We start from the raw sequence: 23071 nt of genomic DNA on the forward strand, positions 1-23071 counted from the left end.
GCTTGTTGTGCTTCTTGTGCTTGTTGATATAATTTAACTGACATATCTTGAACGATTTGTGTTAATTCATCTTTTTTAGACTTCATTTCTTCGATGTTATTTGCTTCTTGTGCCTTCTTCAAAGCATCTTTAGCATCATTTACCTTCTTAATTTCATCTTCAGAAACTTTGCCTTCAATTTCTTTTAATGTCTTATCTGTTTGGAATAATAATTGATCTACTTCGTTACGTAAGTCAACTTCTTCTTTACGCTTCTTATCAGCTTCTTCGTTTTCCTTAGCTTCTTTAACCATGCGATCAATTTCTTCGTCTGAAAGACAGATGAACTCTTAATTGTAATTTTTTGTTCTTTATTTGTTCCTAAATCTTTAGCAGATACATTAACAATCCCGTTTTTATCAATATCGAATTTAACTTCGATTTGAGGAATACCACGAGGTGCAGCAGGAATATCTGTTAATTGGAAACGACCTAACGTCTTATTGTCAGCAGCCATTGGACGTTCCCCTTGTAATACATGGATATCAACTGCAGGTTGGTTATCAGCAGCAGTTGAGAATACTTGTGATTTTGATGTTGGAATTGTTGTATTACGGTCAATTAATTTTGTAAATACGCCACCCATTGTTTCAATACCTAATGAAAGTGGTGTAACATCAAGTAAAACAACATCTTTAACATCACCAGTAATAACCCCACCTTGAACAGCAGCACCTAAAGCAACTGCTTCGTCAGGGTTTACTGATTCATTTGGTGTTTGACCAGTTTCTTCTTTAACAGCTTCTTTAACAGCTGGAATACGAGTTGAACCACCAACTAAAATAACTTCATCGATATCTGAGAAAGTTAAGCCTGCGTCTTGCAATGCATTTCTAACAGGAATCTTAGTTCTTTCAACTAAATCAGCAGTTAATTCATTAAATTTACCACGAGATAATGCTGTTTCCAAGTGAACAGGTCCTGCTTCACCGGCTGCGATAAATGGAAGTGAAATTTGAGCTTCTGTTGTACCTGAAAGATCTTTTTTAGCCTTTTCTGCTGCATCTTTCAAACGTTGCATAGCCATCTTATCTTGAGATAAATCGATGCCGTTTTCTGCTTTAAAGTTTTCTACTAACCAATCGATAATCTTATTATCAAAGTCATCCCCACCAAGGTGTGTGTCCCCATTAGTAGATAATACTTGGAATACACCGTCACCTAATTCAAGAATTGAAACGTCAAATGTACCACCACCAAGGTCAAATACAAGAACTTTTTCGTCTCTGTCTTGTTTATCTAAACCGTATGCTAAAGCAGCTGCAGTTGGTTCATTAACGATACGTTCAACAGTTAAACCAGCAATTTTACCAGCATCTTTTGTTGCTTGACGTTGAGCATCGTTAAAGTATGCAGGAACTGTGATAACAGCTTGAGTTACTTCTTCACCCAAGTAACTTTCAGCATAGTCTTTAATGTATTGTAATACCATAGCTGAAATTTCTTGAGGAGTATATTGTTTGCCTTCGATTTCAACTTTGTATCCTTCTTCACCCATGTGGCGCTTAATTGATGAAATTGTATTTGGGTTTGTAATTGCAGAACGCTTAGCAACTTCACCTACTTGTGTTTCACCATTTTTAAATGATACTACTGAAGGAGTTGTTCGGTTTCCTTCTGGGTTTGTAATAATTTTAGCTTCTTTACCTTCTAAAACAGCAACTGCTGAGTTAGTTGTACCTAAGTCAATACCAATAATCTTTGACATATTAATTACCTCTTATTTTAAATAAATGATTTATTGAGCAACAACAACCATTGCTGGACGTAATACTCGATCTTTTAATTTATATCCATCTTGAAATACTTGAACCACTGTTTCTGGATCTTGTCCGTCCTCAACCGGTACGGTTTGAACAGCTTGATGTAAAGTTGGATCAAACTTTTGGCCAAGTGAATCAATTTTTGTTACGTTATTTGAAGATAGTGCTTTTTCCATATCACGCGCAACCATTTCGATTCCTTTTTTCAATTGTTGTGACGCTTCATCATCGGCTTGTATTTGTAATGCTCGATTCAAGTTATCAATTACAGGAAGGATATCACGTGCTAAATCTTGCCCTTCATATTTCAACAACATTTCTTGTTCTTTTTTGAAACGTTGTGTCATATTAGCGATTTCAGCTTCTGCTCTTAAATATTTATCTTCCATTTCGTCGTATTTTGTTTGAGCTTCCGCCAATTGTGTCTTTAGACTTTCTTCTACTGATACTTCTTCAGTTTCAGCTTTTTCTTGTGTAGTTTCTGTTTGATCAACTACTTTATCTTCTTTATTTTCTTCTGACACTCTAGTGCTCCTTTCACTCTCAACTCTAATTGCTAGAATTGAAATCTTTATAAAATTCAACTAACTTTTTAGTTAGTTCTTCCTGAAATGCTCCTAAAATGCCAATCATTTTAGAATACGGCATATTTGTTGGACCAAGGATTGCTATTACTCCCTTACCAAAATTTCCGACATCATACTTTGCTGAAATAACACTATAATCCAGTAATAATTGATTTGTTAATTCATCTCCAATTGCAACTGAAATATCACTATTTCCACCAGTTTTTAATTTCTTAGAATTATCGACAATTTCTTCAATTTTACCTGGACTTTTATCAACTAAAGAGTACAATGACTTAATTTGCTCAATATTGTCGTTTTTAACATTATTTAACAAATTACGCTTTCCACCCACATAAAACTGTTCGCTAATCGCTTTATTCAACACATCCCCAAAAACATCTATAAATGCATTTGGATCTTGAAGATACTTCGTTAAATGTGGCAATATTTCAAGCAATTTAGAAGTAAGATTTTTTAACGGTAATCCGACTAATTGATCATTAATCAATGAGATTACTGATTCAATTGCCTCTCCATTTATGCCTACAGGAATATTATAAACTTGACTTTCTACCGTCCCATCACTAGCAACTAATATTACCATTACCTGTCCATTTTCCAAAGGAACCATTCTAAATCCTTGAAGGGTCAAATCACTTTTTTCCGGCTTAAGCGCAATCGTAGTATAGTTTGTTAAATCAGATAAAATCCCTGCTGACATTTCTATCAATTCATCCACTTTATGATACTTAGTTCCAAAGAAATTTTGAATTCCTTTAAGTGAATTCGAATCAATAGTCGCAGGCTTTATCATATTATCAACATAGTAACGATATCCCTTAATCGAAGGAATTCTACCAGAACTTGAATGTTCCTTCATGATAAATCCTAGTTTTTCTAGTGCAGCCATTTCATTACGAATAGTTGCTGTACTAACATGAACAGGTAATTGCTGCTGTAAGGTCTTAGATCCGATTGGTTGATCTAAATTAGTGTAGTCACGAATTATTGTTTCTAAAATCAATAATTGTCTTTCTGTTAGCATCCAATCACCTCTATTAGCACTTAGCACATTTAAGTGCTAAGTCAATTATTAATATAAACTACAATATGCTAATAGTCAAGGGATTTAACAATATTTTTAGCAGATAAATATATCGAGTGCTAAATTTTAATAAAATATACCATAAAATTATAAAACCGCTAGAAATCCTATTGTTTAAAACATTGATTTCTAACGGTTTTAATGATTTTTTCAAAGTTTAAATAAAATATAATTTTTCTAGTTTGATTATCTAACTAAAATAAAGCTTTACTTTACTTTTGTCAGCTTGCAATTGATTAATTAATTGATCAATATTTTCAAATGCTACCATATCTCTAATTTTTTTAAACCAATAAACTTTTACAGTTTGTCCATATATCGTGCGATTAAAATCAAATAAATTAATCTCAATTGTTTTTTTCAAACCTTGGCCAAACGTTTCATTTCTCCCAATGGATGCCATCCCATTATAGATTAGGCCTTGCACTTCAACCTGAACCGCATACACCCCTTCAGCTGGAATCCGCTTATTTGCAACAGGTTCAATATTTAAAGTAGGAAATCCTAATTTCCTTCCTCGTTGAAAACCATGAACAACCTCTCCAACCATTGAATATGGTCTTCCTAACATTTTAGTTGCATCTTCCATGTTGCCACTGTCAACCAACTTTCTTAATTGTGTCGAGCCGATTTTTTGATGATTTTCTGTTAGAAAATCTACTTGATAAACTTTGTAACGGTTCTCAGAAAGTTCGTTTAATATTTTAACGTTGCCTGATGATTTATTTCCAAAAGTATAATCTTGCCCGACAATAATATTTTTTGCATTTAGTCGAATAAGATAATTCTCCACAAATTCCTTAGGACTCAAGTTTTTAAAATTTTGATTAAAATCAACAACATATAAAATATTTACACCTAATTCTTCAAATATTGCCTTTTTTTCTATCATAGGCGTTAAATACTCAAAGTCATCTTGTTTTTTACCTGAAATCGTAACACTTGGATGCTGATTAAACGTCATAACTGCGACTTTGGTGTTATCTTTTTTTGAAACTTTTCTAGCAACATTCAACAAATTTTGGTGCCCTAAATGCACTCCATCAAAAAATCCAAGTACTAAAGTAATCCCTGATTGTTTAATTGCGCTTTTTTCTATCAGACCATTTATTTCAATAGTTTCCATCAATTCATCCCTAACTTAGATCAATCATTTTTTCTGGCTTATAAACGCTCTTGTTTTCATCATATTGGTAAATACATCTATAACGGTTATCATAATATAAATTAACTCGTTTTTCAGGTACTAAAGCATTAATTTTAATACTGCCACCATTTTTTACGAAATTCCACTGCTTGGTTGATAAATTAAATTTAGGTAATTCTTTAGTGGCATGGTCGATTCCATATAATGCTTTTTCTAAACCACCATTTTCAAGGAGTTCTTCTAATTGTGATAACGATTTAGCTTGACCAATTGTAAAGCCTCCACTTTTCAAACGTGTTAAATCGCTCATTACAGCGGGAACCCCAAGTTTTTTCCCTAAATCAACCGCAAGAGTTCTAACATATGTTCCTTTACCACATCCAACTTCAAAATAGATTGTTTGGGTTCCATCTTCATTAAATTGCGTTTCTCTAGTTTGTTTGAAATACTCAATTTTAGCAATTCTTTTTGGTCGCTTTACTTCTTCACCAGCCCGTGCGTATTCATATAATCTACGACCATTTACCTTCACGGCTGAGTACATAGGTGGAATTTGCGTAATTTCTCCAGTTAAACTTTCCATTGCTTCATTAATTGCTTCATTTGAAAACGGATAAGTTAGTTTTACACGCTCAACTTCCTCACCTTCTAAATCTTCGGTTGTAGTTGAAAAACCTAAAGTTATACTTCCACAATATATTTTTCCGGAATCCATCAAATAATTAACTACTTTTGTTGCTTTCCCTACACAAATTGGAAGTACTCCATCAACCATTGGATCAAGCGTTCCACTATGTCCGATTTTTCTTGTTTTAAAAATTCTTCGACATTTTATGACAGCATCATTACTTGTCATTCCACGTTCTTTATATAACGGTAAAATTCCATCCATCACTAAATTATCCTTTCTATAAAAAAAAGGACGGGAGCATCCCATCCTTTTTTTGAATATCTTGAAAAATAATTCTTTGACCATTTTTAACTTAATTTTTAAAAGCGGTCACTACTGTGTAATTTTCTTAATAATTCATCAATATGGTCCCCATATTGAACAGATTTATCACGCTCAAATTTAATTTCTGGAGTTACATAGATACTCAAACGATGTCCTAATTCTCCACGAATTAAGTTTGTTGCTTTATCAAGTCCGGCTTGAACTTTTTGTTCAGCAGAGGCCTTATCTGAGAGAATGCTGTAATAAATTTTAGCATGTTGTAAATCACCTGAGACTTCAACTCCAGTAATTGTAACATCTTGCACACGTGGATCGCGTACGCGTTTTAATAAAATATCATTAACTTCTCTTTGGATTTCTTGTGACAATCTTCCAACTCTAAAGTGTTGTGCCATAACTTCCTCCTAGATTACTTAACAGGAACTTCTTCCATAATGTAGGCTTCGATTTGATCACCAATCTTAATATCATTGTACTTTTCAATCATTAAACCACATTCATAACCTTGTTTAACTTCTTTAACATCATCTTTGAAACGTTTTAGTGAAGCAAGTTCGCCTTCATAAATAACAATTCCATCACGAATTACACGAACTCCGCTATCACGGCGAATGTAACCATCAATTACATATCCACCACCAATTGTACCAAGTTTTGATACCTTATATGTTTCACGAATTTCAACTTGTCCTGTAATCTTTTCTTGATATTCAGGTTCAAGCATACCTTTCATGGCTGTTTCAATTTCGTCAATAGCTTTATAAATAACTCTGTGTAAACGAATATCTACTTTATCTGTTTCAGCTTGTTGTTTTGCAAGTGGTGTAGGACGTACATTGAATCCGACAATAATAGCATTTGAAGCTTCAGCAAGGGTAACATCACTTTCATTAATAGCACCTACCGCTTGGTGAATAATATTAACACGAACACCTTCAACTTCAATTTTCTTAAAGCTTTGAGCAATAGCTTCAACAGATCCTTGTACATCAGCCTTAATAATTACTGCAACTTCTTTCATTTCCCCTTCTTTTAGGGTATCAAACAAGTTATCAAGGGTAACGTGATTCTTTTGGCTACGTTCCTTAATTAAAGCACGTTCAGCACGTTTTTCACCCGCAGCACGAGCTGTTTTTTCATCTTCGAATGCTACAAAGCGATCACCAGAATCAGGAACATCATTAAGTCCTGTAATTTCTACAGGAGTGGCTGGGGTTGCTTTTTTAATTTCGTGTCCACGCGCATCTGTCATTGTACGTACTTTACCAAAGGTATTCCCTACAACAATAGGATCCCCAACATGAAGAGTTCCATGTTGTACAAGTAATGAAGCCACTGAACCTTTACCTTTATCTAAACGAGCTTCAATAACTGAACCTGCACCACGTTGGTCAGGGTTTGCTTTTAATTCAAGAATTTCAGCTTCTAATAAAATCATATCTAGTAATTCATCGAGATTTTTACCAAACTTAGCTGAAATTTCTACAAAGATTGTATCTCCACCCCAAGCTTCAGGAATCAATTCGTATTCTGTTAATTGTTCCATAACATGGTTAGGATTTGCACCCGGCTTATCAATCTTGTTTACCGCAACAATAATTGGCACCCCAGCAGCTTTTGCGTGGTTAATAGCTTCAATTGTTTGAGGCATAACCCCATCATCTGCCGCAACAACTAAAACTGTAATATCAGTAATGTCAGCCCCTCGAGCACGCATGTTAGTAAAAGCGGCGTGACCTGGTGTATCTAAGAATGTAATAATCTTTTCACCATGTCGTACTTGGTAAGCCCCAATATGTTGCGTAATTCCACCAGCTTCACCATCAGTAATATGTGAATTTCTTAATTTATCAAGTAATGTTGTTTTTCCGTGGTCAACGTGCCCCATGATAGTAACAACAGGTGGTCTTGAAACTAAGTTATCAGTATTCTTTTCTTCATCTTCAAAGAATTTATCGATATCAGCAACGTCTACTTCAACCTTTTCTTCAGCATTAATTCCATAGTCAGCAGCTAATAGTTCAATTGTATCCTTGTCTAATGATTGGTTTTGGTTAACCATTACTCCCATTAAGAATAACTTCTTAATGATTTCTGCTGGTTCTCTATGAATCTTTTTAGCAATATCAGCAACGTTCATTCCTTCTGTATAAACTAATACTTCTGGAAGTGGCTTATTCTTACGTTGTGTAACTGGCTTTACAGTTTTGTTTGCCCCACGCTTATTATTTTTTTTGTTCTTATTAAACTTGCCATTCTTATTGTTAAAACGGCCATTGTTATTCTTATTTCTTTGTCCAGATTTAAAATTATTTTCTTTCATACTTTATCCCTGCACCTTTCTATAAACTATTTTAATTTTTATTTTTTGAGAGCTGGTGCTATACAGAGGTTTAGTCATCTAATAATTGTTTCATTTTTTTAGAAAATCCACGATCAGTAATCCCTATGATTGATCGCTTGGATCCAATAGCATCACTTAAATCTTGTTTACTAAATGTCGTATCAATATCAATTTGATAAAAATTACATTTATCTGTAAATTTTTTCAATGTACTTTTACCACTATCATTAGCTATAAAAACAAGATTAACTTTATTATTTCTAATATTTTTTAAAACAATATCTTGCCCTGTCACTACTTTATTTGCCCTTTTGGCTAATCCAAGTAATGATAATACCTTATTATTTATCATTTCCAAATAATTTTGCTCTTTCTACTTGATGATCTACATAAGCAATTAATTCATCATAAAATTCGTCTTGCACTTTCAAACCAAAAGCTTTATCAAAAGTACGATCTTTCTTTGCTTTTTCAGCTGTTTGAACTTCAAGACTAATATATGCTCCACGACCAGATTTTTTTCCAGTCGGATCAATGCTTACTTCGCCTTCTTTATTTTTTACAACTCTTACTAATTGTTTTTTAGGAATCATTTCACCTGAAACGATGTCTTTACGCATTGGAATCTTACGTTGTACCATAGTTATTCCTCCTCGTTTAATTCAAAAACATCTTCCAAATTTTCATCAGTTGATGCATTTTCATTAAATAAATCTTGAGCATCTGATTCTGACTTAATATCAATTTTGTATCCTGTTAATTTTGCAGCTAAACGAGCGTTTTGACCACGCTTACCAATTGCTAATGATAATTGGTCATCTGGTACAACAACAGTACATGCACGATCGTTTTCTGGGTCAAATTGAACATCTAATACATGGGCTGGATTTAATGCATTAGCAATAAAATCTGCTGGATTTTCTTGCCATTCAACAATATCCATGTTTTCACCTTTAAGTTCATTAACGATTGCTTGAACACGTTCACCACGAGGACCAACACATGTACCCACTGGATCAACGCCATCTTCGTTAGAACGTACTGCAACTTTCGCGCGATCTCCGGCTTCACGTGCAATTGAAACAATTTCAACAGTTCCATCAAAAATTTCTGGAATTTCTTGTTCAAATAAACGACGTAATAAATCGGGATGTGAACGACTAACAAATACTTGAGGACCCTTTGATGTATTTTCTACTTTGTAGATGTATACTTTTACCTTATCATGAGAATTGTATTCTTCACCAGGAATTTGATCTTGACGAGATAATACAGCTTCTAATTTCCCTAAATTAACGTATACAAACTTAGCATCACGACGTTCAACTTCACCAGTTACAATTTCTTGTTCATATTGTACATATTCATTATAAATAATTGCTCTTTCTTCTTCACGAACACGTTGCATAATTACTTGTTTTGCTGTTTGTGCAGCGATTCGTCCAAAGTTTTTTGGAGTAACTTCTTGACGAATAGAATCTCCAATTTCGTATGCTCGATTTAATTCAAGTGCTTCGTCAAGACTAATTTCTAATTGTGAATCAAACACATCACGGACAACTTCCTTAACTGCATAAACGTGAATATCACCTTTTTTTGAATCAAATTCAACTTCTACGTTTTGTGCTTGACCATAGTTACGCTTGTATGCTGAAACCAAAGCTTGTTCTAATGCTTCAATTACGATTTCTTTTTTAACACCCTTTTCTTGTTCTAAAACATCGAGAGCTTTTGTTAATTCCTTACTCATTTATACTTATTCTCCTTGATTTTTAAAATTGGATAGCAAGTCGAGCACTCGCAATTTTACTACGATCTAATGTAATGCTCTTTGTTCTTGTTTTATCTTTGTATTCAATAGTTAAAGATTCTTTTGTTAAATCTGTCATTGTACCTTCAAAAATCTTGATTCCATCAATTGCTTGATACAACTTAACATGAATATACTGATTTAACGCACGTTCATAATCTTTTTCCTTCTTTAATGGGCGTTCAGCTCCCGGAGAAGAGACTTCAAGATAGTATGCTTGTGGAATTGGATCCGGATCACAAGTATCAAGTTTTTCGCTAAGATAGTCACTTACAAGTGCACATTCTTCAATATTGATACCGCCTTCTTTATCAATATAAACTCTTAGATACCAACTTTTGCCTTCTTTGACAAATTCAATATCTACAAGTTCAAAATTTTTCTCTTCTATAATTGGATTTACAAGTTCTGTAACTGTTTGAACAACACTACTCACGTATGAACCTCCTCAAATATCTTAAAACAAAGAATCTATGTCTTTTTCAACAAAAAGAGTGAGCATTGCTGCTCACTCCTAAATTAATCCTTTAGTGTTAAACTTATAATATCACAAATATTATTAAATATCAAATAAGCTTAGTTGATTTTCATCTGGTAGATTATCCAACACATGATTATTTGTCATAAATTCAATTAACGATTGAGAAACTTTTCCTCGCTTGCTTAAGTCTTCTTTTGAAATAAACTCTTGTTCTTCTCTTGCTGCAACAATTTGTTTAGCAACATTTAATCCTAAACCTGGAATAGCTGAGAATGGAGCTAATAAAGATTTTCCATCTTCTTGAATAATCCAATTTTCTGCATCTGACTTTTCAATATCTACCATTTTGAAATCAAACCCACGTTCTAACATTTCATTTGCTATTTCTAACACCGTTAACAAGTTCTTTTCTTTAGTTGATGCTTCATTTCCTTTACCATTAATTTCTGCCATCGCATTTTTAACTGATTCTTTCCCGTGAGCCATTGCTACTAAATCAAAATCATCTGCACGAACAGAAAAATATGCAGCATAGTATACAAGTGGATAATACACTTTAAAGTATGCAATTCGTAATGCCATTAAAACATATGCCGATGCATGGGCCTTAGGGAACATGTATTTGATTTTCAAACATGCGCCAATATACCACTCAGGGACATTTGAATCTCGCATTTCTTTTTGCCATTCATCAGGAATACCACGTCCTTTACGTACGTGTTCCATGATTTTGAATGCAATATCTGATTCAACTCCCATGTGAATTAAATCCATCATAATATCATCACGACATCCAATAACTTCAGGCATCGTAACAGTTCCATTTTTAATTAATTCCTCAGCATTACCTAACCAAACGTCAGTCCCATGAGATAGTCCAGAAATTTTGACAAGTTCAGCAAAAGTTTTTGGATGTGTTTGTTCTAACATTCCACGAACAAATTTTGTTCCAAATTCAGGGACTCCCATTGTTCCAATTTTTGATTGTAATTGTTCTTCAGATACACCTAAAATATCAGTTCCAGAAAATAATTTCATTACCCCTGGATCATCTGTTGGTATAGTTTTTGGATCGATTCCTGATAAATCTTGTAACATTCGAATCATCGTTGGATCATCATGACCAAGGATATCCAATTTCAAAATATTATCGTGAATTGAATGGAAATCAAAGTGGGTGGTTTTCCAAGCAGCACTTAAATCATCAGCTGGATATTGAATCGGTGTAAAATCATAGATATCCATATAATCTGGAACTACCAAAATACCGGCTGGGTGTTGTCCAGTTGTTCTTTTAACCCCTGTTGCACCCTTAGCTAAGCGATCAATTTCCGCAGCACGTAAATTTTGTTCGGTATCTCTTTCGTATGCTTTAACATAGCCATATGCCGTTTTATCAGCCACTGTACCTATTGTTCCCGCTCTAAAAACATTTTTTTCTCCAAATAATACCTTCGTATAATTATGGGCAATTGGCTGATAATCTCCTGAGAAATTCAAATCAATATCTGGGACCTTATTTCCTTTAAAACCTAAGAAAGTTTCAAACGGAATTTCTTGTCCATCTTTAATCAATACAGTACCACAATTTGGACAATTCTTATCAGGCAAATCATAACCAGAACCAAACTCCCCATTTTCATAAAAATGAGACCATTTACATTGAGGACACCGATAATGAGGTGGTAATGGATTTACTTCGGTGATTCCTGTCAAAGTTGCAACTAAACTGGAACCAACTGATCCACGAGACCCAACTAAATATCCGTCTTTGTTAGATTTATAAACCAGTTTTTGGGAAATTAAATAAATAACAGAAAATCCATTTCCAATTACCGACTTTAATTCTTTATCTAAACGAGCTTGTACAATTTCAGGTAAATCTTCACCATACCAGTCATGAGCCGTGTTCATAGTTAAATTTTGAATATCGTCTTCTGCACCTTCCATATGCGGTGTATACAACTTATCTTTCACAGGACTAATTTCATCAATTTTATCAGCAATCATATTAGGATTTTGGACAACAATTTCCTTTGCCACATCTTCGCCAAGAAATTCAAACTCATCCATGACTTCATTTGTTGTTCTGAAATATGCCTCTGGTAAGCGTTTCAAACGATTTAATGGATTAGCCCCCCTTGAGAATGAATTAATATTTTCCGATAAATTGCATCTTCTTTGTTCATAAAATGAACATCTCCAGAAGCAACTAATGGCTTATTAATTTCATGTGAAAGCTTTACCATATTCGAAATTATTTCTTCCAAATTATCATTATCTTTTATCAATTCTTGATCAATAAGTGGTTGATATAAACTCTTTGGTTGTACCTCTAAAAAGTCGTAATATTCAGCTTTTTGCTTTGCAATTGTATATCCTTTTTGCATCATTGCTATGAAAACTTCCCCGTTCGCACACGCCGAGCCTACTAATAGACCTTCACGATACTTATCTAATAATGAACGTGTAATTCGTGGCACACGATAAAAATATTTAACCATTGATTGTGATGCTAATTTAAATAGATTTTTCAATCCCTCTTGGGTCTGAGCTAAAATTGTTACATGAGAAGGATGTTCATGTTTATAAGCATCATTTTCACCAACATGCTTGTTAAAATCATCATGAAACTCAATTCCAGCTTCTGCAGCATCATTTAGCATTGCATAATATATCAAACCTGTAGCCTCAGCATCATAAATAGCGCGGTGATGATGTTCCAAATTAACTCCTAGTTTTTTAGCTAGTGTGTTTAATCTAAAACCTTTCATCTCAGGATATAAAAAACGTGCTAAAGGTAACGTATCTACCCAAGGTTGCTTAATTGTTGGTAAGTTATGTCTTTCATAACCTGTATTCATAAAATCAACATCAAAAGTCGCATTATGCCCAACAATAATTGCCCCTTCACAAAACTCTTGGAATAATTTGAAGACTTCTTCTTCAGATTTAGACCCTCGAACCATATCATCCGTAATACTTGTTAAGTTTATTGTTGTTTGTGATAATGGATGCCCTGGATCAATGAATTCGTCAAATGTGTCAACCACATTTCCTTTTTCCATTTTAACAGCCGCTAACTCGATAACTTTATCGTATTGTGCTGATAAACCTGTTGTTTCCGTATCAAAAATTACATAAGTGGCATCTTTTAAATTTTCATGAGCATCATTATAAGCGATTGGAGTCCCATCATCAACAAGATTCGCTTCCACACCATATAAAATTTTAATACCATTCTTTTTTCCAGCACTATGTGCCTCAGGAAAAGCCTGCAACGTCCCATGATCAGTAATGGCAATTGCTTTATGTCCCCATTTAGCAGCTTGAGCAACATAATCTGAGATACTATTTGTAGCATCCATCATACTCATATTTGAATGAACGTGAAGTTCTACCCGTTTTTCATTTTCTGGAGCTGTATCTTCACGTGATTCATGACTAACTTCATTAATGTCATAAGCATTAATTGCTAAATCACGCATATAATTATCTTCTTGAACATTACCCCTAACTTTAATCCACATTCCATTTTTCAATGAATCAAATAATGCTTCGTCTTCTTCATTACGTGAGAATTTTTTAACTACAAATGATGAAGTGTAATCTGTAATCTCTAAAATTAATAATTTTCTTCCTGAGCGTAATTCCCGAAGCTCTTTGCTAAAAACGTAACCTTCTACTGCCACTAATTTTTCTTCTTCTGTAATGTTAATCATTTGCGTTATCGCTTGATCTTCAGAAATTTTCTTTCCAATTTGGACAAATCCTTCGTCATTTACAGAAGCAGCAGTTTTCTTTTTTTGTTCATTTTGTTTTTGAATTGCTTCAATTGCTTTTTTTGCTAGCTCAGCATCATCTAATTCTTTACGTTTTTTGATAGATTCAATCATTTCTTGAGATTTTGATTCATCTATCAATGTTTGAATAGAAAATTTGGGGAACCCTACTTCGCGATAAGTTCTTTCAATCGGGCCGAGCGCTTGTGTTGTCAAAAAGTTTTTCAACACTTCATTTTCGGCTAGCAAATTAACTCTACCATCTTCGAAATATGGTTCTTTTCCTACTGATATACTTTGTATTAATGGAGATTGAATTCCACTATTCATTACAACCCATGACCAATATTCGCTCAGATTCTTATTTGTCAAAACTGGACTGGTAGTACTAATAAATAATTTAACTTTTACAATGTGTTTAAAAGCCACTGTTAATTGAGAGTAAAATTTGAAAAATTCTTTAAACGGTAGAATGTCTTGTACTTGAATATGAAAATCCCATACACGACTTTCAACGTGAACATCTACTTTTTCAATTGTTGCATTTTGAAAATAATTATATTCTTCAGGTTGCCAATTTATTTGTTGCTTTAATTTCTCAAATAATTCCGCTTTATCTGCCACAAATTTTCCTCCTCAAAATAAAATAACTGAGATATATGATATACCTCAGTTACATTTTTTTCAATTAAATTATTTTACTTGTTCAAGTAAGATTTTAATTGAATTTAATAATTCATCCGTTTTAACTTCAAGAGTTTCGCCTGTTTTTCTTAATTTAATTTCGACAATTCCTTCATCAGCTTTTTTACCAACTGTAACGCGAATAGGTAATCCAATTAAATCAGAATCAGCAAACTTAACTCCTGCACGTTCTTTACGATCATCTTCTAATACCTTATATCCAGCATTTTCTAAAGTTGAAGTGATTTGTGAACTTAGGTTACTTTGGACTTCATTTTTTGCGTTAACAGGAATTACATGTACATCAAATGGCGCAATTTCCTTTGGCCATGCAATCCCATGTTCATCATTGTGTTGTTCGATAATTGCTGAAAGTAAACGAGATACCCCAATACCATAACAACCCATTTTAATCGCAACTTCACGTCCATTTTCATCTAAAACATTTGCTTTAAATGATTCAGAGTATCGTGTTCCTAATTGGAAAATATGACCAATCTCAATCCCACGTGTAAATTTAAGTTTCCCGTTTCCGTCTGGAGATAAGTCTCCTTCTTTTACTTGACGTAAATCAAGGTATTCGTCCACTCTAAAATCACGTCCAGGATTAGCATTAATATAGTGGAAGCCATCTTCATTGGCCCCAACAGCCACATTTACCATTTTTTCAACATCCAAATCAGCTAAGATTTGAACACCTTCACTTACATTTACTGGACCAAGAGAACCAAAATGTGCTCCTAATAAATCAGCAGCTTCATTGTCTTCAGCAGGACGTAAGAAATCTGCACCTAAGAAATTCTTCAATTTAACTTCATTTAATTCATCATTACCTTTTAATAGGATAATCACAGGATTATCATCGGCAATATATAGAAGTGTTTTCACTGCATGATTTTCATCAGAATTTAAGAACTCGATAACTTCATCAATCGTCTTAGAATTTGGTGTTTCCAACTTTTGCATATCTTTTAATTCTTCTGTCGATTCTTTTGCAGTACGTAAATTAGTTGCCATTTCAATATTAGCAGCGTAGTCAGATGAATCTGAATATGCAATAGTATCTTCACCAATTTCAGCAATTGCTTGGAATTCTTTTGACTTTTTACCACCCATTGCGCCAGAATCTGCAATAATTCCACGGAAATTCAAGCCTACACGGTTAAAAATATTTTGGTAAGCAACGTCTGTCTTATCAAAAATTTCTTCTAAACTACTTTCATCTGCATGGAATGAATAACCATCTAACATTAAAAATTCACGTCCACGTAATAAACCAAATCTTGGACGATTTTCATCACGATATTTCATTTGAATTTGGTATAAGTAAAGTGGTAATTTCTTATATGATTTAATTGAATCTTTAACAATTGTAGTAAAAGTTTCTTCATGAGTTGGGCCCAAGATAAAATCACGTTCATGACGATCGTTTAATTTAAACAATGTTGGTCCGTATGTGTCATAACGACCAGATTCTTGCCATAATTCTGCTGGGATAACACTTGGTACTAACATTTCAACCGCATCAATTTTTTCCATTTCTTCGCGGATAATTTTTTCAATATTTTGTAAAACACGATGTGCCATTGGTAAATATGAGTACATTCCAGCGGTTACTTGTTTAATATATCCCCCACGGATCATTAATTGATGGCTAGCAACTTCAGCATCACTTGGCACTTCTTTTACTGTTGGTATAAGCATCTTTGATTGCTTCATTTTAAACTTCCTTTCATAACTACACTAATGTAAAAAATAACGTTGAATATCATTCCACGTTACTAAAATCATCAATAATAATAAAAATCCTACACCGATTAACGTAATCCAATTTTCTTTCTCTGAATCAAGAGGCTTTTTACGAATTCCCTCAATAATATTAAGAAGAATCTTTCCTCCATCTAACGCAGGAATTGGAAGTAAATTAACAATCCCTAAGTTAATCGATAAGGCCGCTAATAAACCGATAACCTGAGTAGCACCATATGATGCAGCTTCACTGGTCATCGAATACATCGCAACAGGGCCACCCAAATCATTCAAGCTAAACCCGTTAGTAAACATTCCAGCAATTGCCGAAATAATAGCGACACTTAATGCAATTGTTTGTGTGAATCCATAAATTAACATCTTGCCTAGATGCTTATCGTATTTTGGCTGCATTTGAATCCCAATTACTCCAGTTTTTTCTCTATTTTGTTTATGAGTTGCTGGAACAAGATTTTTAGTGAATATTTTATTATCTCGTTTGATTTTTACGGTAATTTTTTTACCTGGGTACTTACTAATCTGTTCTGATAAATCTTCCCACGTCTTAGTCTTATAGTTATTAATTGCTATTATTTTATCATTACTTTGAATTCCAGCTTTTTGTGCAACGGAATTTGGCATAACCTTTCCAATTTGATTATTTGAAACTGGAGCCCCACCTTGTACAAAAGCTAAAATAATAAATGTAACTACCGCCAAAATAAAATTATTCATAGGACCTGCAAAATTAATCATTAATCGATTAAGTAGTTTTGCAGATTGAAATTGAACATCAATTGGCGCAATTTGTACTTCAGTTCCATCTTCTTCAATAATCATAGCATCATGTGAGACATTGTATCTTTTTATTAGATTTTCGTCTCCATTTTCTAAGCCTTCAATCCAAAGCTCCCTTTCTAAATCCCAATCTGAAACTTGCACTGGAATTCCGGTTACTAGTCCTTTTTTTGAGCTAGTATTAATTTTGATTACTTTTCCATTCTTATCTAGAACTAAATTAATAATCATACCTTTACGAAAAGTATCATCATCTTCTTCAAGTCCTGCCATCCGTACATAACCGCCGATTGGCAATAAACGTATTGTATATGTTGTTCCGTTTTTATGGGTCCAAAAAATTTTTGGCCCCATTCCAATAGAAAATTCACGTACTAAAACGTTAGCTCTTTTAGCAAAAAAATAATGCCCAAATTCATGAACAAACACTATAGTTCCAAATACAATTATAAATGCAATTATAGTTTTAATCATTTGTCATCACCCTTTTAAATTAAACCCGCAAAATGCATCAATGGTAAGACTAATAAAATTGAATCAAATCGGTCTAAAATACCACCGTGACCTGGTAAAATTTTACCTGAATCTTTAACTTCGTAGTAACGTTTAAATGCCGATTCAATTAAATCACCAAATTGTGCTCCAATTGAAAATAATAGTGTTAATCCTAACATTTCAATCATAGAATAGTTGAATAATGTTTGATTATAAAATACGTAAATTCCTACAATTACAACAGCACTAAGAGTTCCTCCAATTGAACCCTCCCATGTTTTATTAGGGCTTACATTAGGCGCTAATTTATGTTTACCAAATTTTCGACCAAACAAATATGCCCCACTATCTGTAATCCAAGTAATTAAGAATGCATATAGAATCATCATAAATCCTACATGTCTTGCTTCCATCATATAATGAAAACCTAACCCAGCGTAGATAGATCCTAAAATTAATGCACCTGCATCATCAAAATTAAACCGATTTTTACTAAATACTGTAAAAGCTAACAAAACAAGTACAAAGAAATAAAATCCATTATAAAAGATTCCATTAAACCAGGCACTTGGGATTAATAAACACGCAATAGCCAAATAACTTACAATTGCTTCAGGAGCTACTAAATAAATTTTCTTCATTGATAATAACTCTGTCATCGCAACTAGTCCCATTGCCATAACTAAAAGATTAAAAGGTGTACCACCCAAATACAATAAAGGTACAAAAATTAGTAATGCAATTATCGCTGTAATTACACGTTGCTTCATTCTTCTTCCTCCTTCAAACCACCAAATCGGCGATTACGACTTTGAAAAGCAAAGATATCATTTACCAGATTTTCTTCACTATAATCAGGCCAAAGAGTATCAGTAAAAACTAATTCACTGTATGCAATTTGCCATAAAAGAAAATTTGAAATTCTTTCTTCTCCACTCGTACGAATTACTAATTCAGGATCATTATATGGGGTTAATGTTTGTGTCATCATTGCTTCATTGATAATTTTTTCATTAATATCTTCTACGTCGATAATTCCATTTTTTACAGATTCAGCAATCTTAGAAACTGCAGTAACTATCTCCGCACGACCACCGTAATTCAAAGCAAAATTTAATACCATCCCTGTACAATTAGCGGTTTGAGAAACTGCATCATTGACAGCTTCTCGTGTTTTTTCAGGTAATTGATCGATATATCCCATTACATTAATACGAATATTATTTTCAATTAATTCTGGAACAAATTTATCAAAAAATTTAATTGGTAAATCCATTAAAAATGATACTTCTTTTTCTGGTCGTTTCCAATTTTCAGTTGAAAAAGCATACAAAGTTAGAACTTTAACACCCATTTTACTTGCGGCTTTAGTAATTTGTTTAACGTTTTCCATTCCTTGTTTATGGCCAGCGACTCGTGGTAAGTGTCTTTTTTGCGCCCATCTACCATTTCCGTCCATTATTATTGCAATATGCTTTGGAATTTTATTTTCGTCTAAATTAATTTCTCGTTGTCCGGCTTCAGAATTCTTTATAAAAAATTTAAACATCTTAACACCTCAAAATAACTATATAATTTAAATAGGGTAAAGTTTACAAGCTTTACCCTATTCATTGAATATTCAATTAAATCGGATCTATCCTTCTAGAACTTCTTTTTCTTTTTCAGCTGTAATAGCATCAATATTTTTAATTGAAGCATCTGTTACTTTTTGTGCTTGATCTTCTAAATCTCTTAATTCATCCTCTGTAAGATCACCATTTTTTTGTGCTTTCTTTAAAGAATCCATCATATCGCGACGAACATTACGAACGGCAATCTTTCCATTTTCTGAAACAGACTTAACTTGTTTAGCAAGTTCTTTACGACGTTCTTCAGTTAATTGAGGAATCACAAGACGAATTGCAGATCCATCGTTCATTGGAGCAATTCCTAAATCTGAAGCCATTAAGGCGTGTTCAATATCATTTAATGATGTCTTATCGTATGGTGTAACCATTAACACACGTGCTTCAGGAACTGAAATTTGTGCCATTTGATTTAATGGAGTTGGTGCCCCATAATATTCAACCGTAATACGGTTTAACAAACTTGCATTTGCACGTCCGGCACGAATATTACCTAATTCACGTTGTAATGCTTGTTCTGCTTTTGTCATCTTTTCTTGTGCTTCTAAAATAGTTGGATTTGTAATTTTCATTATTATTTTCCTTCCACTGTAGTACCAATTTCTTGGCCTTCAACAACTTTCTTAATATTTCCATGTTCATTCATGTTAAATACTACTAAATCAATATCATTATCCATTGATAATGTTGATGCAGTTGAATCCATAACTCGTAAGCCCTTTTGTATAATATCCATGTGTGTAAGCTTAGAATATTTCTTTGCATCTGGATTTTTGTTTGGATCTGAGTCGTAGATACCATCCACGCCGTTTTTAGCCATTAAGATTACTTCAGCATTAATTTCTGATGCTCTTAATGCAGCTGTAGTATCTGTTGAGAAGTAAGGAGAACCCGTACCAGCAGCAAAAATAACAATTCGATTTTTTTCTAAGTGACGGATAGCCTTTCTACGAATATATGGTTCGGCAATTTGACGCATTTCAATTGAAGTTTGCACTCGAGTTGGAACACCAACAGCTTCCAATGCATCTTGTAATGCTAAAGCATTCATAACTGTCCCTAACATTCCGATATAATCAGCTTGAGCTCTTTCCATTCCAATTTTTGCGCCAGCTTCTCCACGCCACATATTACCGCCACCAACAACGATAGCAATTTGAACTCCTAATTCATAAACTTGTTTAATATCTTTAGCAACTTCATGAATTTCAGGTGGGTTAATTCCTTGTCCTTGATCACCTGCGAGCGCTTCTCCACTTAACTTTAATAATACTCGCTTGTATTTTACATTAGACATGTAATTTTTCCTCCTAGTTTTGTATTTTTATTTCTTCTCTTTATTTCTTCTCTAATTCAATATTTTACCATAAATATAGATAAGATTGTATGATAAAAATTTTAACTATTTGGAATGATTAAAAATATTTTTGACATTACGTGTTAGCACTTGGAAAAAACTAAGTGAACGTACAACCTGTTCATTAGATAAATGATCACGAATTACCCGTAAAGTTTTCTTCGTATTTTGACTTGAGAATGTATATGTTCCCGAATTTTTTGTTCTCACGGCAAATCTTGGTATCCACTTTCCTCTAAACATGACCGATGCAATAACTATGTCAATTTCTTCCCATGGAATTTGAATAAATTTATTAACATCCTTTTCGTTATAAAATTCAAATCCCTTATCTCCAAGCATTATTTTGCCATATTCTGCCATTCGAAAATACGAAGTTGCTTTTGTAACTAATTCAACTTTACTATTTAGTGATTCAACCATTTACAGTACTCCTTTGCTGTTAAATTTTATTATATTATAACATTTTTTTATCGAAACAATCGCTTGACACATAAAAAGCTAGAAAATATTTATCTATTTCCTAAAAATTACAGGTAATAAATAATCTTTTCTAGCTTCAAAAATTAATACATTTCTAAATATTGTTCACGTTCCCACTCGGTAACTTCTTGACGATATGCATCCCATTCCAAACGCTTACCTTCTAAGAAACTTTGATACAAGTGTTGTCCTAAAGCATGTTTAATTACTTCATCTGATTTCATTGCTTTCAAGGCATTATGCAATGTTGAAGGCAAATCTTCAATGTTATTTTTAGCACGTTCTTCTTCGTCCATTGTGTAAATATTACGATCAACAGGAGCAACAGGTTCAATTTTGTTACGTAACCCGTCTAATCCTGCTTCCAATAATGCAGCAACAGCTAAATATGGATTAGCTGTTGGATCAACAGAACGTAATTCTAAGCGAGTTGAATTACCACGAGCAATCGGAACACGTACTAATGGTGAACGGTTGTGACCAGACCACGCAACATAAACTGGTGCTTCATATCCTGGAACCAAACGCTTATATGAGTTAACCGTAGGATTCATAATTGCAGTAAAGTTTCTTGCATGTTTAAGCACTCCACCTAAGAACCAACGAGCTTCTTTTGAAAGTTGTTCATCTGCATTTTCATCAAAAAATGCATTACCATCTTTATTAAAGAGTGACATGTTCAAATGCATTCCTGAACCATTAATACGATCTAATGGCTTTGGCATAAATGTAGCATGTAAACCATACTTTCGAGCAACAGTTTTCACCACTAACTTAAATGTTTGGATATTGTCACAAGCATGTAACGCATCCGCATATTTGAAATCTACTTCATGTTGTCCTGGAGCTACTTCATGGTGTGATGCCTCAACGTCAAATCCCATGTTTTCTAGTTCCAAAACAATATCACGTCGACAATTTTCTCCCAAATCAACTGGAGCTAAGTCAAAATAGCTTCCTTTATCATTTAGATGAGTTGTTGGACGTCCAGTTTCAGAATCTAATTTAAATAAGAAGAATTCTGGTTCTGGTCCAATATTAAAGTTACTAAATCCCATTTCCTTCATTTCATCTAAAATACGAATAAGGTTGTTACGTGGGTCCCCCATAAATGGAGTACGATCTGCGTTATAAACTTCACAGATTAAACGCGCAACTTTCCCATGTTCTCCACCCCATGGAAAAATCATCCATGTTGATAAATCAGGGTATAACCACATATCACTTTCTTCGATTCTTACAAATCCATCAATTGATGAACCATCAAACATCATTTTATTATCTAAAACTTTATCCAATTGACTAATTGGAACCTCAACATTTTTAATTGTTCCATATAAGTCAGTGAACATTAATCTTAAAAACTTAACGTTTTCTTTTTTAGCGATTTGACGGATTTCGTCTTTAGTATAATCGAATTTTGCCATTTTCCTTGCCCCTTAAATTTACAAATTATAGATTCCGGTTGTTTTTGAAAGAAAAATCTGAACTTTTTCCAAAGCCACCAACAGATACAAACTCATCACGTAATAACTTTCTTACTTCTGCATCTGATAAAGTATTCACTTTATTTTCATCGTTTTTTCTTGCTTGTTGTGCATAAATCTTCTTAATTCCAGCCATATTAATGCCTTCATTTAAATAATCCTTCACTTCCAACAGCTTATCAATATCATTTAAAGAATACATTCTGCGGTTCCCTTCATTCCTTTTAGGAATCACTAATTTTTGTTCTTCATAATACCGAATTTGTCGAGCAGATAAATCAGTTAATTTCATAACGGTTCCAATTGGTAACACGGATAGTGTTCTTCTAAGTTCTTTTTCTCTCATTTAAACAACCTCCTTTCATTACGGGTTTATCATAACAATTGCAGCATCA

The 23071-nt window shown here is 33.5% G+C and carries 19 protein-coding genes and 2 pseudogenes; all 21 read right to left on the reverse strand.

The window, feature by feature from the left end:
• Window positions 1–83: 83 nt before the first annotated feature.
• Window positions 84–1747, reverse strand: a pseudogene (dnaK, locus tag JCM14209_RS08735) (molecular chaperone DnaK); the annotation flags it as partial.
• Between the two features lie 30 nt (window positions 1748–1777).
• The gene (gene grpE, locus JCM14209_RS01165; RefSeq protein ID WP_025021813.1) at window positions 1778–2326 is read right to left on the reverse strand and encodes a nucleotide exchange factor GrpE; all 549 of its coding nucleotides are present in this window, start codon (window positions 2324–2326) and stop codon (window positions 1778–1780) included.
• A gap of 25 nt (window positions 2327–2351) precedes the next feature.
• On the reverse strand, window positions 2352–3416 hold the full coding sequence (hrcA, locus tag JCM14209_RS01170) for a heat-inducible transcriptional repressor HrcA (protein WP_025021814.1): 1065 nt from the start codon (window positions 3414–3416) through the stop codon (window positions 2352–2354).
• Window positions 3417–3666: 250 nt separating this feature from the next.
• A complete protein-coding gene (ribF, locus tag JCM14209_RS01175; RefSeq protein ID WP_025021815.1) occupies window positions 3667–4602 on the reverse strand; it encodes a riboflavin biosynthesis protein RibF in 936 nt (311 codons plus the stop codon).
• A 10-nt stretch (window positions 4603–4612) separates the two neighbouring features.
• Window positions 4613–5515 carry a tRNA pseudouridine(55) synthase TruB gene (truB, locus tag JCM14209_RS01180; RefSeq protein ID WP_025021816.1) on the reverse strand — a complete coding sequence of 301 codons (903 nt, stop codon included), beginning with the start codon at window positions 5513–5515 and terminating at the stop codon, window positions 4613–4615.
• A 98-nt stretch (window positions 5516–5613) separates the two neighbouring features.
• Complete coding sequence (gene rbfA, locus JCM14209_RS01185; RefSeq protein WP_025021817.1) at window positions 5614–5973, reverse strand: 30S ribosome-binding factor RbfA; 360 nt, start codon at window positions 5971–5973, stop codon at window positions 5614–5616.
• 14 nt (window positions 5974–5987) lie between these two features.
• The gene (infB, locus tag JCM14209_RS08740; protein ID WP_275453043.1) at window positions 5988–7901 is read right to left on the reverse strand and encodes a translation initiation factor IF-2; all 1914 of its coding nucleotides are present in this window, start codon (window positions 7899–7901) and stop codon (window positions 5988–5990) included.
• Between the two features lie 70 nt (window positions 7902–7971).
• Complete coding sequence (locus tag JCM14209_RS01195) at window positions 7972–8274, reverse strand: YlxQ-related RNA-binding protein (protein ID WP_035519741.1); 303 nt, start codon at window positions 8272–8274, stop codon at window positions 7972–7974.
• On the reverse strand, window positions 8264–8563 hold the full coding sequence (rnpM, locus tag JCM14209_RS01200; RefSeq protein WP_025021819.1) for an RNase P modulator RnpM: 300 nt from the start codon (window positions 8561–8563) through the stop codon (window positions 8264–8266). The genes JCM14209_RS01195 and rnpM overlap by 11 nt, the downstream gene beginning before the upstream one ends.
• Before the next feature lie 2 nt (window positions 8564–8565).
• The gene (nusA, locus tag JCM14209_RS01205) at window positions 8566–9672 is read right to left on the reverse strand and encodes a transcription termination factor NusA (protein ID WP_025021820.1); all 1107 of its coding nucleotides are present in this window, start codon (window positions 9670–9672) and stop codon (window positions 8566–8568) included.
• 22 nt (window positions 9673–9694) lie between these two features.
• The gene (rimP, locus tag JCM14209_RS01210) at window positions 9695–10168 is read right to left on the reverse strand and encodes a ribosome maturation factor RimP (protein ID WP_025021821.1); all 474 of its coding nucleotides are present in this window, start codon (window positions 10166–10168) and stop codon (window positions 9695–9697) included.
• A gap of 123 nt (window positions 10169–10291) precedes the next feature.
• A pseudogene (locus JCM14209_RS08745) lies at window positions 10292–14619 on the reverse strand (PolC-type DNA polymerase III).
• A 69-nt stretch (window positions 14620–14688) separates the two neighbouring features.
• Window positions 14689–16398 (reverse strand): proline--tRNA ligase, encoded by a 1710-nt coding sequence (locus JCM14209_RS01220; RefSeq protein WP_025021822.1) that lies wholly within the window; start codon window positions 16396–16398, stop codon window positions 14689–14691.
• A gap of 24 nt (window positions 16399–16422) precedes the next feature.
• Window positions 16423–17700 carry an RIP metalloprotease RseP gene (gene rseP / locus JCM14209_RS01225; RefSeq protein ID WP_025021823.1) on the reverse strand — a complete coding sequence of 426 codons (1278 nt, stop codon included), beginning with the start codon at window positions 17698–17700 and terminating at the stop codon, window positions 16423–16425.
• 14 nt (window positions 17701–17714) lie between these two features.
• The gene (locus JCM14209_RS01230; protein ID WP_025021824.1) at window positions 17715–18491 is read right to left on the reverse strand and encodes a phosphatidate cytidylyltransferase; all 777 of its coding nucleotides are present in this window, start codon (window positions 18489–18491) and stop codon (window positions 17715–17717) included.
• Window positions 18488–19270, reverse strand: coding sequence for an undecaprenyl pyrophosphate synthase (gene uppS / locus JCM14209_RS01235; RefSeq protein ID WP_025021825.1), 783 nt, complete (start codon window positions 19268–19270; stop codon window positions 18488–18490). Before uppS ends, JCM14209_RS01230 begins: the two co-directional genes overlap by 4 nt.
• Before the next feature lie 87 nt (window positions 19271–19357).
• A complete protein-coding gene (frr, locus tag JCM14209_RS01240; RefSeq protein WP_025021826.1) occupies window positions 19358–19921 on the reverse strand; it encodes a ribosome recycling factor in 564 nt (187 codons plus the stop codon).
• Window positions 19922–19923: 2 nt separating this feature from the next.
• Window positions 19924–20646 (reverse strand): UMP kinase, encoded by a 723-nt coding sequence (pyrH, locus tag JCM14209_RS01245; protein WP_025021827.1) that lies wholly within the window; start codon window positions 20644–20646, stop codon window positions 19924–19926.
• A 105-nt stretch (window positions 20647–20751) separates the two neighbouring features.
• Window positions 20752–21129 carry a DUF956 family protein gene (locus JCM14209_RS01250; RefSeq protein WP_025021828.1) on the reverse strand — a complete coding sequence of 126 codons (378 nt, stop codon included), beginning with the start codon at window positions 21127–21129 and terminating at the stop codon, window positions 20752–20754.
• 143 nt (window positions 21130–21272) lie between these two features.
• Window positions 21273–22616 carry a type I glutamate--ammonia ligase gene (gene glnA / locus JCM14209_RS01255; RefSeq protein ID WP_025021829.1) on the reverse strand — a complete coding sequence of 448 codons (1344 nt, stop codon included), beginning with the start codon at window positions 22614–22616 and terminating at the stop codon, window positions 21273–21275.
• Between the two features lie 25 nt (window positions 22617–22641).
• Window positions 22642–23022: a MerR family transcriptional regulator gene (locus JCM14209_RS01260; RefSeq protein WP_025021830.1), complete on the reverse strand. Its 381-nt coding sequence runs from the start codon at window positions 23020–23022 to the stop codon at window positions 22642–22644.
• Window positions 23023–23071 lie beyond the last annotated feature (49 nt).

This window comes from Ligilactobacillus hayakitensis DSM 18933 = JCM 14209, assembly GCF_000615845.1.
GTDB lineage: Bacteria > Bacillota > Bacilli > Lactobacillales > Lactobacillaceae > Ligilactobacillus > Ligilactobacillus hayakitensis.

Coding starts and splice junctions, on each gene's coding strand:
- truB (WP_025021816.1), bottom strand. CDS start 5,515: ATGGATGGAATTTTACCGTTATATAAAGAACGTGGAATGACAAGTAAT.
- JCM14209_RS01260 (WP_025021830.1), bottom strand. CDS start 23,022: ATGAGAGAAAAAGAACTTAGAAGAACACTATCCGTGTTACCAATTGGA.
- JCM14209_RS01250 (WP_025021828.1), bottom strand. CDS start 21,129: ATGGTTGAATCACTAAATAGTAAAGTTGAATTAGTTACAAAAGCAACT.
- infB (WP_275453043.1), bottom strand. CDS start 7,901: ATGAAAGAAAATAATTTTAAATCTGGACAAAGAAATAAGAATAACAAT.
- JCM14209_RS01230 (WP_025021824.1), bottom strand. CDS start 18,491: ATGAAGCAACGTGTAATTACAGCGATAATTGCATTACTAATTTTTGTA.
- pyrH (WP_025021827.1), bottom strand. CDS start 20,646: ATGTCTAATGTAAAATACAAGCGAGTATTATTAAAGTTAAGTGGAGAA.
- rseP (WP_025021823.1), bottom strand. CDS start 17,700: ATGATTAAAACTATAATTGCATTTATAATTGTATTTGGAACTATAGTG.
- hrcA (WP_025021814.1), bottom strand. CDS start 3,416: ATGCTAACAGAAAGACAATTATTGATTTTAGAAACAATAATTCGTGAC.
- rnpM (WP_025021819.1), bottom strand. CDS start 8,563: ATGGTACAACGTAAGATTCCAATGCGTAAAGACATCGTTTCAGGTGAA.
- JCM14209_RS01220 (WP_025021822.1), bottom strand. CDS start 16,398: ATGAAGCAATCAAAGATGCTTATACCAACAGTAAAAGAAGTGCCAAGT.
- nusA (WP_025021820.1), bottom strand. CDS start 9,672: ATGAGTAAGGAATTAACAAAAGCTCTCGATGTTTTAGAACAAGAAAAG.
- ribF (WP_025021815.1), bottom strand. CDS start 4,602: ATGGAAACTATTGAAATAAATGGTCTGATAGAAAAAAGCGCAATTAAA.
- JCM14209_RS01195 (WP_035519741.1), bottom strand. CDS start 8,274: ATGATAAATAATAAGGTATTATCATTACTTGGATTAGCCAAAAGGGCA.
- glnA (WP_025021829.1), bottom strand. CDS start 22,616: ATGGCAAAATTCGATTATACTAAAGACGAAATCCGTCAAATCGCTAAA.
- uppS (WP_025021825.1), bottom strand. CDS start 19,270: ATGTTTAAATTTTTTATAAAGAATTCTGAAGCCGGACAACGAGAAATT.
- frr (WP_025021826.1), bottom strand. CDS start 19,921: ATGAAAATTACAAATCCAACTATTTTAGAAGCACAAGAAAAGATGACA.
- rbfA (WP_025021817.1), bottom strand. CDS start 5,973: ATGGCACAACACTTTAGAGTTGGAAGATTGTCACAAGAAATCCAAAGA.